Source organism: Bacillus sp. JJ1127 (assembly GCF_036965845.1).
In the GTDB taxonomy this organism is placed as follows: Bacteria; Bacillota; Bacilli; order Bacillales; family Bacillaceae_G; genus Bacillus_A.
In genome coordinates, this window is record NZ_JBALQK010000076.1 from 30,671 (window position 1) to 44,973 (window position 14,303).

The 14,303-nt window shown below is 35.4% G+C and carries 15 protein-coding genes; 10 read left to right on the top strand and 5 right to left on the bottom strand.

The window, feature by feature from the left end; genetic code table 11:
* Positions 1 to 46: 46 nt before the first annotated feature.
* Entirely contained in the window at positions 47 to 817 is a 771-nt protein-coding gene (locus V7183_RS09325) for a TatD family hydrolase (protein ID WP_097894875.1), read from the top strand.
* Positions 818 to 1,131: 314 nt separating this feature from the next.
* Positions 1,132 to 1,665 carry a transglycosylase SLT domain-containing protein gene (locus V7183_RS09330; protein ID WP_335359296.1) on the top strand — a complete coding sequence of 178 codons (534 nt, stop codon included), beginning with the start codon at positions 1,132 to 1,134 and terminating at the stop codon, positions 1,663 to 1,665.
* A 17-nt stretch (positions 1,666 to 1,682) separates the two neighbouring features.
* On the opposite strand, the gene V7183_RS09335 is transcribed toward V7183_RS09330, so the two are convergent.
* Positions 1,683 to 2,468, bottom strand: coding sequence for a DUF4931 domain-containing protein (locus V7183_RS09335; protein WP_335359297.1), 786 nt, complete (start codon positions 2,466 to 2,468; stop codon positions 1,683 to 1,685).
* A gap of 34 nt (positions 2,469 to 2,502) precedes the next feature.
* Entirely contained in the window at positions 2,503 to 2,790 is a 288-nt protein-coding gene (locus V7183_RS09340) for a YciI family protein (protein WP_335359298.1), read from the bottom strand.
* 103 nt (positions 2,791 to 2,893) lie between these two features.
* On the opposite strand from V7183_RS09340, the gene V7183_RS09345 reads away from it, so the two are divergent.
* Positions 2,894 to 4,639 carry an ABC transporter ATP-binding protein gene (locus V7183_RS09345; RefSeq protein WP_335359299.1) on the top strand — a complete coding sequence of 582 codons (1,746 nt, stop codon included), beginning with the start codon at positions 2,894 to 2,896 and terminating at the stop codon, positions 4,637 to 4,639.
* Positions 4,640 to 4,661: 22 nt separating this feature from the next.
* Here the strand turns inward: V7183_RS09345 and V7183_RS09350 are convergent, their stop codons facing one another.
* A complete protein-coding gene (locus V7183_RS09350; RefSeq protein ID WP_438825163.1) occupies positions 4,662 to 4,784 on the bottom strand; it encodes a spore coat protein B in 123 nt (40 codons plus the stop codon).
* Positions 4,785 to 5,207: 423 nt separating this feature from the next.
* Between V7183_RS09350 and V7183_RS09355 the strand changes: the two genes are divergently transcribed.
* The 7 genes from V7183_RS09355 (at position 5,208) to V7183_RS09385 (ending at position 12,808) form a co-directional block, all read left to right on the top strand.
* Positions 5,208 to 5,342 (top strand): RAxF-45 family protein, encoded by a 135-nt coding sequence (locus tag V7183_RS09355; RefSeq protein WP_335359300.1) that lies wholly within the window; start codon positions 5,208 to 5,210, stop codon positions 5,340 to 5,342.
* A 124-nt stretch (positions 5,343 to 5,466) separates the two neighbouring features.
* Positions 5,467 to 7,341, top strand: a complete 1,875-nt coding sequence (abc-f, locus tag V7183_RS09360) for a ribosomal protection-like ABC-F family protein (protein ID WP_335359301.1) — start codon at positions 5,467 to 5,469, stop codon at positions 7,339 to 7,341.
* A 174-nt stretch (positions 7,342 to 7,515) separates the two neighbouring features.
* Complete coding sequence (locus V7183_RS09365) at positions 7,516 to 8,709, top strand: sensor histidine kinase (protein WP_097897794.1); 1,194 nt, start codon at positions 7,516 to 7,518, stop codon at positions 8,707 to 8,709.
* Positions 8,706 to 9,368: a response regulator transcription factor gene (locus V7183_RS09370; RefSeq protein WP_335359302.1), complete on the top strand. Its 663-nt coding sequence runs from the start codon at positions 8,706 to 8,708 to the stop codon at positions 9,366 to 9,368. The genes V7183_RS09365 and V7183_RS09370 overlap by 4 nt, the downstream gene beginning before the upstream one ends.
* 138 nt (positions 9,369 to 9,506) lie before the next feature.
* Entirely contained in the window at positions 9,507 to 10,439 is a 933-nt protein-coding gene (locus V7183_RS09375; protein WP_097897792.1) for an ABC transporter ATP-binding protein, read from the top strand.
* Positions 10,440 to 10,454: 15 nt separating this feature from the next.
* Entirely contained in the window at positions 10,455 to 11,651 is a 1,197-nt protein-coding gene (locus V7183_RS09380; RefSeq protein ID WP_335359303.1) for an ABC transporter permease, read from the top strand.
* Between the two features lie 11 nt (positions 11,652 to 11,662).
* Complete coding sequence (locus V7183_RS09385) at positions 11,663 to 12,808, top strand: ABC transporter permease (protein ID WP_335359304.1); 1,146 nt, start codon at positions 11,663 to 11,665, stop codon at positions 12,806 to 12,808.
* Between the two features lie 13 nt (positions 12,809 to 12,821).
* Here the strand turns inward: V7183_RS09385 and V7183_RS09390 are convergent, their stop codons facing one another.
* Together V7183_RS09390 and V7183_RS09395 are read right to left on the bottom strand one after the other, a co-directional pair.
* A complete protein-coding gene (locus tag V7183_RS09390; RefSeq protein ID WP_097897789.1) occupies positions 12,822 to 13,019 on the bottom strand; it encodes a hypothetical protein in 198 nt (65 codons plus the stop codon).
* Between the two features lie 258 nt (positions 13,020 to 13,277).
* Positions 13,278 to 14,150 carry a Cof-type HAD-IIB family hydrolase gene (locus V7183_RS09395; RefSeq protein ID WP_369095856.1) on the bottom strand — a complete coding sequence of 291 codons (873 nt, stop codon included), beginning with the start codon at positions 14,148 to 14,150 and terminating at the stop codon, positions 13,278 to 13,280.
* Positions 14,151 to 14,303: the final 153 nt, after the last annotated feature.

The window sequence follows — 14,303 nt, forward strand, 5'->3', positions numbered from 1 at the left end:
GTCGAAAAATGAAAATGGATTTATATAGATGTAAGGGGTGATAGGGATGAAATGGATTGATAGTCATATACATTTAGATCAATATAAGAGCGAAGAGCAAATGGAACTAATTGATGATATGAAAAGAAGTACAGAGATTGATGGATTGATTGCGGTATCAATGAACTATCATTCTTGCCAACAGACACTATCTTTAGCAGAACAATATAAATTTGTATATCCGGCAATTGGTTTTCATCCGGAGCAACCGATTAATAAAAAAGAATGCGAACAAATTTACAAATTAATTGAAGCGAATATAGAGCATCTTGTTGCTATAGGCGAAGTTGGTCTGCCATATTATTTAAGGCAAGAAAAGAGAGATCTTCCATTAGAACTTTATATAGAGGTATTAGAGAAATTTATGGCTTTAGCTAGGAAGTACGATTTACCTATTGTACTGCATGCAGTTTATGAAGATGCTGATATAGTATGTGATTTACTTGAAAAATATGAGATTTCACGTGCACATTTTCATTGGTTTAAGGGAAGCAAAAAAACGATGGAGAGAATGGTTCAAAATGGTTACTATATTTCCATTACACCCGATATTGTGCAGAAGGAGAAAATTCGAAAGATTGTCTCGTTTTATCCGCTAGAATATATGATGGTTGAAACAGATGGCCCTTGGAAATTTCAAGAGGATATCATGACACATCCAAATATGATTAAAGATGTGTTGAAAGAAATAAGCCTAATAAAAAACATGCCTATAGATAAGGTTGCAGAGCGGATATATCAGAATACAGTTCGATTTTATAACGCTATTTGTCGGTAATCATACTTCCACTTTAAAATTTAGGTGGGAGCTGAAGAAAATTCCATTATTTAAAGTTTCATTTTATGATTCCATTCGTTTTGCACGTCTTATTAATGAAAGAAAAACGATCACGCTCATTCCAAGTATGAGAAGGGGATATTACATTTCCCAGACAGTTTTACCATGTATTTTTCATGAAATCAGTCTAAAGCAGGATGCGAAAAGGCCTGATTATTTGATATGATTGAAGAGCAAGAGAATAATAGAATGCAGGTAATTGTAAAGGAAGAGCTGAAAGGGGACAAATTTCAGCAGAGAAAGAGGTAGGGGTAGTGAAAAAATTCTTTGTAGGATTTCTAGTTGTTCTTGGAATATATTTGTATTTTCAAGGTGAATCTGAAGGAATGGAAAGAGTAATAAAACAGGCAAGTTATGTTAATCCAGAAGAAGCAAAACAGATGAAACAAATTATTACAGAGGAAGCAAAGAAAGTAAATCTTCCTGAATGGATACCTCTTACAATTGCTGAACATGAAAGTCGTTTGAATCCAAAGAGTGTTGGAGATAATGGCACTTCGTTTGGATTGTTTCAATTACATCGCGGTGGTGGACTCGCACCGGACCATTTCACGGATGAACAATTAAAGGATCCGCGTACAAACGCTCAAATTGCAATGCCGCATTTGGCGGAAGGGTATAAAAGAGGTGTGCAAAAAGGTTTGACTGATTTTGAATTACTAAAATATATAGCAAATACGTCTGGTTGGCCAGGTAATTTAGGGCCGGAGTGGACTGATAAAAATATGAAGTATAACGAAGGGCTAAAGAACGTATATTATCGAAATAAAGGAGTAGTAAAAGAGTAGGTGTTAGGACACCTACTCTATTTTTCTATAAAAAGTTCCATTTCATTTGTAAAATATCGTTCAAGTTGCTGTTTTACATCTTCTAACTTTGTAGAAACTTGTGGGATTTTATATCCAACATATAATGGTGAAACAACGAAACGTGGAACAACCTTACAAATCATTTTACCCTCAAAATGATAGAAGAATAAATTATAGCTGCTACACCCCTTATGAAAATCTGTTAATATGTAACGCACAGTTTGTTGAATATAATGTGCCATTATGTCAATGGATTTTATATCCTCAATGACAATATTAAATTCAGTAAAACCGATAATTGGACGTGTAGAAATATTAAGTTCAATTTGCTCATCTTTTTGTACGATTACGCCTTGAAAGTGTTCAGGTGTTACATTTTCTCGGTAGTCTACATATTTCATTCCAATAATTTGCATATGTGCATGATGTAAACTTCCACCTGAAAATGGACCATGATTTTTATATAAAATAACAGAAGTAAATTCATTACTATTTTCTAAAGCGAGCCAATGTTTAATCGAGAAACGAATTAACTTTTGCATGTGTTTAGGTGTATAGGTCGCAATATGATCATCACAATTATCTGTTTCTATAAGAACAGTTTGAAACGTATCTTTCAATGTTGGAAATTTATTTTTCAACCAGATAATAGAGTCTTCCGTTTCTAAAATGTCAGTGAGGTTTTCCGTATCGCAAAAAGGACAAGCTGTATTTTTATTACGGATGCTCTCTGGTTTTTGCTTGCCAATATCATTTAAAAAATAAAGTTGTTGTGTATCCATTCGTATATGCCCCTTTAAAAATATATGTGAATTTCTATCTTACAAACGGTGCAAAATTTGCATCATATTTTGTCGGTGTAAATTCAATAATTTCATATTCAGCCATTCCATATATATGGAATGGATCTTCCTTAATGATCTGCTGGATTTCTTCTTTAGAATTTAAGTTCATCAAAATGAGCCCACCGGTACGTGGATTGCGGCGAACGGAAAAAATAAACTTCTCTTGCGCATAATAGTGATCTAAAAATTGAATGTGTTCTTTTAGGTATTGTTCAATTTCTTCGAGTGGTTTGATGTAGTTTACCATTACTAAGAACATTTTTAATCCCCCTATATGTAAAATTCCCGTCTAATATATTCGTGAAAAGGAAAGGAAAATCCTGTATAGTGGTACAGGGAATAGAGGGAAAAGGAGTTAGAAGATGGAAGAACAGAAAAATGTATCATTTCGTGATATATGGCGGACTGCTAATCCGTCAAAAAAATTATTTACAATAGGGTTGTTTTTTTCAATACTATCAACAATTGCTGGACTAGGTATCCCGCTCTTAATTAAAGAATTAATGGAAGGATTTTCAAACACCTTCTCCTTTTCGATGTTAGGATTGATCGCTGGATTATTGCTAGTTGAGTTTCTAAGCGAAGCTAGTTCTATGTATATGCTGTCTCGAGTTGGAGAAGGAATTGTACGGACGATAAGAGAGAAAGTATGGGGAAAATTATTAAGCCTTCCGGTAGGATATTACGATAAAAATCAATCTGGTGAGATGGTAAGCCGCGTAACGAATGATACAACAGTATTAATGACGTTAATTTCTGATGAAATTGTCCAACTTATTACCAATGTATTATCAATCGTTGTATCCATTATTATCTTATTTATATTAGACGTTCCGATGACACTTGTTTTATTGTCGGCTGTGCCTATTACTTTATTGGTTGTTTTACCGCTTGGAAAAAAGCTTGCTGACTTATCTGATCGAGAACAGAAGCAAATGTCGGAGCTAACGGCATTTTTATCACAGACATTAGGTGAAATCAAACTAATTAAATCGTATAATGCGGAAGGAATTGAATATAAAAGGGGCCAGCATAAATTTCAAAATTTATTTCAATATGGGATGAAGCAGGCCAAAATCAAATCCGTTTTAGGTCCAATCTTAGGAATGTGTACATTAGTAGTGTTAATGAGTGTTGTAGGGTTTGGCGTTTGGCGAGTTGATCGAGGATATATTTCATCTGGTGAATTAGTAGCGTTTATTTTATATCTGTTTCAAATTTTAATGCCATTTGTACAAATGAACCAGTTTGTAACGAGTTTTCAAGAGGCAAAAGGCTCTACACGGCGCCTATTTCAAATATTGCATGAAAAAGAAGAAGAACATGTTTCTCTTTCACAAAAAGTTGATGTACCAGAAACATTAACATTTCAAAATGTAAGTTTTCATTACAATGAGCAAAGTCCAATTTTAAAAAATATTTCATTTACAGTGAAAAAAGGTACAACAACAGCACTTGTGGGACCAAGTGGTGCAGGGAAGAGTACAATCTTTTCGTTGATGGAACGATTTTATGGGCCAACAGATGGAGATGTTTTATTAAATGGAAATTCTTATTGTGGCATGAATATAGAAGCATGGCGAAAGCATTTTAGTTATGTTGCTCAAGCGGCTCCTGTATTATCTGGGACAATTACAGAAAATATTACATATGGTATGAAACGTACTGTTTCGCAAGAAGAGGTCATTCAGGCAGCAAAGCTTGCGAATGCACATGAATTTATCATTGAATTTCCTGATGGATATGAAACAGAGGTTGGAGAGCGTGGAAATCAATTATCTGGTGGTCAAAAACAGCGAATTGCTATTGCGCGGGCCCTTTTACGTGACACAGAATTCCTATTATTAGATGAAGCAACGGCAAGTCTAGATTCGGAATCCGAAGTGAAAATACAAAGGGCGATTGAAAATGTATTTGCGAGTAGAACGACATGCGTTATTGCGCATCGCTTATCAACAGTCATACAAGCCGATAACATTCTTGTGTTGGAGAACGGAAGTATCACAGGAACTGGTACACATGAAGAATTAATGAAACATCATGTGTATTATAAAAAGATTGTAGAACAACAATTTCTAATAGAAAAAACAAAAGACAAGATATCCTAATTGTACATGGGTATCTTGTCTTTTATTTTTTCTGTAATAATGTGTATGGATCATATAGAGTCGTTTCATGCTGTTTCTTTTTTCTGTTTTTCAGTGCATGTAAGGCAAAGATTGTACCTACAATTGTAAAGATGGCTTTCTTCATATTTATTTCCCCCTTTTTTATTGTTCGTTTAATTCTTGGCTAACTGCTTTTGCATCAATTAAAGCGTGGAGAATCATTTTTACCATGTTCATCATTTTTATTCCTCCTTTTATAGTTGATTAAGTTCTTTTACAACTGCTTGTCCGTTTACTAACACCTCGAAGATTGCCTTTACGATTTCTTTCATCATGATTGTTTCCTCCTTTTGTGTATCTCTTGTTTACATCTTTATTGTATAAGGAGGCGTCATTATGTACTATCGCTTTCCATTACGTGAACATAACAGTTTTGTAAGATGGGATGTAATTTGGTGAAATGTTTAGTCTATCTTCATTATTTTCAGAAAAATGACTATTCAAACATTAAATGGGGAAGTATAATAAAGAAGTAAGTATCAAATTCCGTACGAAAGGAGTGAATGAGATGAAACGTTCTTTAGCTGCGCACGCAAAATTTTTAGACTTTATCTATTTTTGTCGTGCAATTTTTCATGGTGTGGTTTCTAACGGGATACGTATGCCCTTTTTTAGCAATTGCATAGTAGCTATTGAACGATAGAAATCTCTTCACCCATTTTATAAGACGTGTGAAAAGGGAGCTATTTTGCTTCCTTTTTCTATGCCAAAAACCATGGGGAAAGTTTCTTTCCTCATGGTTTTTTACGTTGAAAGGAGTACGGAAAATGACAATTTGTAGTGTGAACAATGTAACGAAATCTTTTGGTGGGAACATCATATTTGAAACTATATCGCTTGAAATAAAGAATGGCGAACGTATTGGATTGGTTGGCCGAAATGGTAGCGGAAAGACAACAATTTTTCAGCTGTTAACAGGAATTGAGAGTGTAGATGCTGGAGCAATTCATATGAAGAAAGGGATACGTATTGGTCATGTAGCACAAATTCCAAAGTTTGCTGATGAAACGACTGTATATGATGTATTAAGCTCTGCTTTTGCAAAAGAGAAAGAATTAGAAACAGAAATGCGTAGTTTAGAGAAACGTATGGCAGAAGAACAAGAGCTAGCTGATTTACAAAAATTAATGGAGAAATATGGAGTCGTACAGGAACAATTTGCGTTTTTAGGTGGTTATGAAATAGAAGCAAACATCATGAAGGTAGCAAATGGTTTACAAGTAACAGAGCTATTTTCTCGAATTTTTGCTGAGCTGAGTGGCGGAGAGCAGACGAAAGTAAGCCTTGCTTATATGCTGCTTAAGAAACCAGATTTACTGCTATTAGATGAACCGACAAATCATTTAGATTTATTTGCAGTAGAATGGCTCGAACAATTTTTGAAAGAGTATACAGGGACAGTTGTTGTGATCTCACATGATCGTTATTTTCTTGATGAAGTCGTTACGAAAATTTTTGACTTGGAAGACGGAGAAATTCATGTATATCATACGAACTACTCACAGTTTGTGAAGGAGAAGGAAGAAAGATTACTTCAAGAGTTCCAATCTTATCAAGAACAACAAAAGAAAATAAAGAAAATGAAAGAAGCAATTAAACGTTTAAGGGAATGGGCAAATCAAGCGAACCCTCCGAATGAAGGATTGCATAAACGGGCTAGAAATATGGAACGTGCATTAGAACGAATGGAGAAGTTAAAAAAGCCAATTTTAGAAAGAAAGCAGATGGGACTTCAATTTGAAGGACAAGAGAGAAGTGGAAAAGATGTTGTCGTAATGAAGGAAGTGGGCAAAAGTTTTGCGGATCGAACTTTATTCCGAGGAGTAAATTTACATGTTCGTTTTCAAGAGCGTGCAGCTATTGTTGGGCGTAATGGTACAGGAAAAACAACCTTATTAAAATTATTATTAGAGGAAATGAAATCAGATACTGGTGAGATTCGAATCGGTAGTGGTGTGAAAGTCGGTTATTTATCGCAGCATGCTTATGGAAACGGAAAAACCAATGTATTGGAAGCCTTCAGGGAGCATGTGGCTGTAACAGAAGGAGAGGCTCGGCACATATTAGCTCGGTTTTTATTTTATGGTCCAGCCGTTTTTAAAAAGGTCAATCAGCTTAGCGGTGGTGAACGAATGAGATTACGGTTGGCGCAGCTTATGTATCAAGATATAAATTTCCTTGTGTTAGATGAGCCCACAAACCATCTTGATATTGAATCAAGGGAAGTGCTGGAAGAAGCTCTCGAACAATATAATGGAACCATTCTTGCTGTTTCACACGACCGTTACTTTTTAAATAAGTTGTTTGAGAAAACATATTGGATCGATGAGCATACATTGTTTGAATTTGCGGGGAATTATGCATGGGCACGTCAGAAATGGGCAGAGAGAATAGAGAAGGAAGAAGTGAAACAACAAGAGGTTCCAAAAATGAAAGTAATGAATGTAAAAAAGAAGGAATCTATTGGTATAGAAGAAATTGAAGATAAGCTTATGTATATAGAAGAAGATATATATGCGCTGGAGTGTACAATGGAAGAAACAAGAAATGTTGAAAAGTTAGAACGGTTATATAAAGAAAAAACAGAAAAAGAACGATTACGGGCGGAATTATATAATCGATTAGATAGTATGATGGAATAGATGAAAGAAAAACAAGTCATCCTCTTAGGCGATGTGGAGGTGACTTGTTTTTCTATTAATACACGTTAACTTGAGATGAAAATGGTATAATTTTCTTGCCATTATATTGTGAAAACGATTTTTTACATGTTGGTATGATGTAAAACAATATTTCAAAAATGCGAGGAGAATTTGATGTTAGGGTATGCGCGTCTCATTACGATTGTTATGATTTGCATGGTATATATAAATCATGTTTCACGTGAAACAGAAAATTTAAAAATATTTGTTGGTATTGCATGTTTAATGTATGTTATAAATCATTTTTTACTTATCCAACCACATCAAGGGAGAAGGCGTGCATTTTATGTATTCCTTTCAAATGGGATAGTTACAGCATTATTAGGCTTTTTATTTCCCGAGACATGTTTGTATTTAATTATATTTGGGATTGATGCTGTAGGAATATTTATTCATACGTGGCGGAAAGCAGTCGTATATTTTTTTGTGAGTTTTTTCTTTTTATGCTGGTTTGCTATTTTACTATATACGTATCAATATACCGGAAAGATAGAAGTTGATAGTAATGCTATTAATTTTATGTTCGTTGTCTTCAGTGCTTTAGCCGGGAACTTAATTAAAAAGTTGACAGTAGCCCGCCAAACTGTTGACGATCAATATGAAAAATTGACATTATCACATATAGCTCTAAAAGAAGCGCATGAACAATTACAGCTTTATGCGAAAGAAGTAGAAGAACTAACTACAGTCCGAGAGAGGAACGATATTGCCCGAGAAATTCATGACACAGTTGGTCATAATATGACGGCTTTACTTGTTCAATTGCAGCTTGCAGAGGCTTTATGGAAGCAAAAGTCAGATGCCACAGAAGAAGTTTTACATACATGTCATGAATTAGCTAGAAAATCTCTTCAAGAGGTAAGGGCTTCAGTCCGTGCGTTGAAGGAAGAAAAAGATTTAGGAAACATAATAGAAAATATGAAAGAAATGTTAAATGAATTTTCAAAGGTAACAAAAGTACAAGTAACCTTTCATTTACAAGGGGATCCAATTATAATCCCGTTGTCATTACAACCTACCTTGTTGCGTATTATGCAAGAGTCATTAACAAATGCAAAGCGCCATGGAAAGGCTAGTTTATGTGAAGTTAGCTTATTGTGCTTAGATGAGAAAGTGATGCTATCGATTACGGATAATGGCATTGGTGTAAATGAACTGAGTCCTGGCTTTGGGTTAATGAATATGAAAGAACGTGTAGAGGAACATGGTGGAATGATTCGATTTGAGAGTGAAAAGCAGAAGGGGTTTCAATTACAGATTGAGTTTCCACTTAAGGAAAAGACGTGGGTAATAGGAGGAAAGATATGATTCGTATTATGATCGTTGATGATCAATCACTTATTCGCGATGGTTTAGCAATGCTATTAAATTTACGTTCAGAACTTGAAGTGGTGGGCACAGCAAGTGATGGGGATGAAGTAGTTCAAAGAGCAGAACAATTACAACCTGAAATTATTTTGATGGATATTCGAATGCCTCGTATAAATGGCGTTGAAGGAACTCGTTTAATAAGGGGAAAGTTTCCTAATATGAAGGTTCTTATGCTGACGACATTTAATGATAGCGAACTTATTTTTGAAGCATTGGAACAAGGAGCGAGCGGTTATTTATTAAAAGATATGGAGACGGACGCAATTGTTCAAGCAATATTGACAGTTCATGGAGGAGGAGCCGTTCTTCCGCAGGATATAACAGCACAAATTGTGAAGGAACTAAAAAGAACAAAAGCAGTAGAAATATCAGAAAAAAGTCAGCCAAAGCAAATGGAGCAACTAACAGAGCGTGAAAGAGATGTATTAAGGGAAATAGGCCTTGGATTAAATAATAAAGAAATTGCTGAGAAATTGTTTATTACAGAGGGAACTGTAAAAAACCACGTTTCCAACTTAATTAGTAAGCTGGAGCTGAGGGATCGGACACAAGCAGCTATATATGCGGTAAGATACGGTATTACAACATACACATGACTTTTGGCATAGAGAAAAATAAAAAAGCAGCAAATTATGCTGCTTTTTTATTTTTCATTTCTATCTTAAGGGTGATGGAAGAAAGAGGATATTTTTTTACAATGAAATTGTAGATTAATGCAAAGGGGCTGAATCGACATGTTAGTCGTAGATCATATTACAAAGTCGTTTGGGAAGAAGGAAGTTGTAAAGAATGTATCTTTTGAAGTTAAGAAAGGAGAAACATTTGGTTTGCTTGGTCCAAACGGTGCAGGAAAGTCGACGACGATATCAATGATTTGTGGGCTTATTCCATATGATGGCGGTGATATAAAAGTCGGGGGGAAATCTGTAAAAGAATATCCATTAGATGCGAAAAGGAAGATCGGTATTGTCCCGCAAGATATTGCTTTATATCCTACGCTTTCAGCGAAAGAAAATTTAATCTTTTGGGGGAAAATGTATGGTTTAAGTGGAGCTATTGCAAAGAAACGAGCAGATGAGGTATTAGCATATGTTGGTTTACAAGATCGTGCAAAGGACAAAATTGAAACATTTTCAGGTGGAATGAAACGCCGAATTAACATTGGTGCAGCACTTATGCATGAACCGGAGTTATTAATTATGGATGAACCAACAGTTGGGATTGACCCACAATCACGGAATCATATTTTAGAGACGGTAAAAGGATTAAATGAAAAAGGCATGACGGTCATTTATACGAGCCATTACATGGAAGAAGTGGAGTATTTATGTGAACGAATTGCGATTGTTGATCATGGAAAGGTAATTGCATTGGGAACGAAAACGGAATTATGTAATCGTCTTGCTGATGGCTTTATGGTGAAGTTACAACTGAATCGTTATAGCGAGGAGTTACTGCAGAAAATAAAAGGCATACCCACTGTAGAACGGATTATCATCGATGAGGATACAAATACGCTTGATATTGGACTGAAGAATGGAGAAGCTATTGGCATGGTTGTTTCGGTAGTTGTAGAAAATTATGTGCAAATTTTAAAGCTTGAAGTACAAGAACCAAATTTAGAAGCTCTCTTTTTACAGTTAACAGGACGTTCACTTCGTGATTAAGGAGGTTAGGAACTCATGAAAAGTTTTATTATTGCATGGAAAGATTTAAAAATTCGTTTAATAGATCGGCGTGGATTTATGATGATGTTACTTATGCCACTCCTATTAACAGCTATTTTAGGATCAGCACTAAGTAACATATTCGATAACGGAGGATTACCTAAAACGGTAATTGGTTATTATCAAGAAGGAACAGATGAGTTTGCAAATATGTTTCAAAAGGATGTATTGCAATCAAAGGAAATAAAAGATGATGTAAAAGTAGAAGTAGTAAACTCACAAAAAGAGCTAGAGGATATGGTTAAGAAACAGAAAATTGATGTTGGAATTATGATTCCGAATGGGTGGAGTGAACATATACAGGATGGAAAATTAAAAGAACCAAAACTGATTACAGATCCATCAAAAGATATACAAGCAAAAATCGCCGAATCGATTATTCGTTCCTTTTCAGAGCGTGCTCAAACAGTTGCCGTCTCTACAAAAAATGTCGTAACAGATTTAGCAAAATCACAGCCAGAAAATATGGAACAGGCTGCAAAAGAGGTAAGTGCTAATTTACAAACAGTGGCGACTTCAAATGCGGATGGAATGGAAAAAGGAACAGTCGGCAAAAAAACGGTGGCTGCGATGCAATATTATGCTGCAGCAATGTTAGTTATGTTTTTATTATATAACATAACAGTAGGCGCAAAATCTATTGTGACAGAGCAACGAACTGAAACATTAACAAGGCTATTAAGTACAGCGACTAGTCCTTTTGCTATTTTATTAGGTAAATTTTTAGGCACATTACTATTTGCTTGTATTCAATTTGGAGTATTTGTAGTTGCTACTCATTACGCATTTCATGTGGACTGGGGGGACAATATTTCACAAATTGTAGTAGTAGGAATCGCTTATGCAATTTGTGTTTCTGGTTTATCTATGCTCATCGCAGCGTTTATTCGTGAGGAAAAAACGGCGGATTTAATGGGGGGAATTGGAATTCAGCTGTTAGCCATATTAGGAGGATCGATGTTACCAATCTATGCATTTCCAGATACCCTTCAAACAATTGCTAACATTGCTCCGAATAAATGGGCACTTACAAGTTTTTTAAACATTATGTCGGGTACATCGTGGTATTCGTTACTTCCAGTTATATTAAGTTTATCTAGTGCGGGTATTGTTTCCGTTATCATCGGAACCTTCCGTTTGCGTACGAGATAGGAGGAAAAATCATGAAGAAAGTTTGGGCGCTCTGCTGGTTAGAGTTAAAACAAATCTTAATTAAGCCACAAAGCTATATACTCATGTTCGGGATGCCGATTATTTTCACACTCATTTTTGGCGGACTTTTAGGTGGAAGCGGAAACGAGAAAGTAAATATTAGTTTAGTAGACCAAGATGGGTCTACATTATCCAACTCCTATTATGAGGAAATAAAGAAAAGTGATTTAATTTCTATAGAAAAGGTAACGTACGAAGAAGCGAAACAAAAAATCGAAAATAAGAAGTCCTCAGGTATTGTGACAATTCCAAAAGAATTTCAAAAGAGTATGACGGACGGGAAGATAGAGAAGGTTAAATTCCAATCAAGTGCTGATTTCACGGGAGGAGCTTCTGTAGAGCAAGTATTACAAGGTGTAATGAAAAAGATGGAAATAGAAGTAGCGGCAGCAAGGGATTCGGAGAAAAAAGGTGGAATGTCTTGGGAAAAGATGTATGAAACAATTCATGCAAAGGCAGAACCAGTTTCACTTCAAAAGGAATCCATTGTACCCGAGGGGAAAAAGCTGAATAACGTAACAGGGCGAGCAACAGGGTTTTCTATTCTTTTTGTAATGATTGTGATGCTAAGTGCGACAGGAACAATTTTAAAATCAAGACAACTTGGCGTTTGGTATCGTTTATTAGGAACGCCTGTTTCAAAGGCTCAAATACTTGGGGGATATATACTCTCCTTCTTTTTAATTGGATGGATTCAATTTGGAACTTTAATGGTACTAACGAATGTTTTGTTCGATGTACAGTGGGGAAATCTACTCGGGATAATCATACTTGTCTCAGCGTTATTGCTAGCGGTCATTGGTTTAGCACTATTATTAGCAAGTATCGTGAAAACAACGGAGCAGCAGTCAGCATTAGGTAACATCGTGGTTATTTCAACGTGTATGATCAGTGGTCTTTACTGGCCAATTGAAATAGAACCAGAATGGATGCAAACTGCAGCGAACTTTATTCCTCAAACTTGGGCAATGCGCGGATTTACCGAATTAATTGCAAGGGGCGGGACACTGACAGATATAGTAGGATATGTTGGTATACTCATGTTATTTGCTGTTGTATTCTTCGTGATCGGTTTAACAAGAATACGTTATGATTGAAAAAAAGCAGAGTTTACAGCTTAACACGCTGAACTCTGCTTTCTTTTTGTGTATTGTCTTCTCTCATAGATATGATAATCGCAATCCCGAGCATAAAGAAGAATACTAAAAAGAGGACGAACTTTGGGAAGAACGGGAATAGTAATAATGCCCCGACTATTATGAGTGTTAATACAACATAGTGCAAGACATATTGGAATAGTTTGTCCATACTTTCGCCCCCTTTTTGGTAGTTTGTTAGTATTCTATGCTTGGTCACTGAATAATAGAATTACTTTTTAATCATTCCGCATAATTTAAGTGTTGTGGAGCACTTATGAACGGAAATCGGAATTATGTATTTAGGAATGATTGTGGAAACGGATATTTGTAAGAAAACTATACCGGAATTTTGGGATACTGGAGGAGGGCATCTTGTCATCATGTGTAAAAGAAAAGGACTCTTTCAAATTATGAAAGAGTCCTTATTTTATTTACTTGATGAAGGTTGCTTTAATACGTACTGCTCAATTGCATGTGCAACACCATGTTCGTCATTTGTTAATGTAACAACATCACATAATTTTTTTACATCTTCTTCAGCATTTCCCATCGCAACAGATAGACCAGCTACTTCTAGCATTGGTACATCATTAAAGTTGTCACCAATTGCAACCGTGTCTTGAATAGGAATGTTGAAATAAGATGCCATTTCCTGCAATCCATTTCCTTTATGACCATGCTTGTCCATAATTTCTAAATTGGTCGGAGCTGACGCTGTGACCATAATTTCTTTATCTTCTTGTAACGATTGTAGTAGTTGCGAACGATGCCCAGCATCAAACGTTAAAATAAAGAATTTCGAGATTTCTAACTCTGGATTATTTACGACATCTTCGATTTTTTGGAAATCAGTAATTAAGTTAGATTTTTTTTGCTTTTCTGTAATTCGTTCAAGTTCTTCAATTGTAACATCCAGCGCATGCTTATTTTCTTCGAATGTATTCATCACTCGTTCTTTCCAATTATAAGGAGAATACACTCCTTTATTTGTGTACAGTTTATATGGAAAGCCTTCAGATTCTAATAATTTAGCAAGCTTATATACTTTATCACTTTGTAAACAACGAGAGTTAATTACTTTTCCATCGACATAAACAATTGCCCCATTGCTTGCTCCAACTGGAAGTGATAACTGATATTCTTCCAATAGTTTTAAAGCATCTTCCTTTGCACGACCAGAACAGATCATTACAACATGACCAGCTGCTTGAGCAGTGCGAATAGCTCTTAAATTTTCTTTGGAGATCTCGAGATTAGATGATAGTAATGTACCATCCATATCTAGTGCGATTAATTTCAAAATGACCACCTCTTTGTTTTTATTATACATAGTTATGTAGAGGAAACATATAAACTTATCTTGGAGACTAAAGGATTCATAATATTGCTTACTAATATGAAGTGAATTTACATATATCAATAAAAAAACCGAAGTAAAACCCCTCTTTTTAGG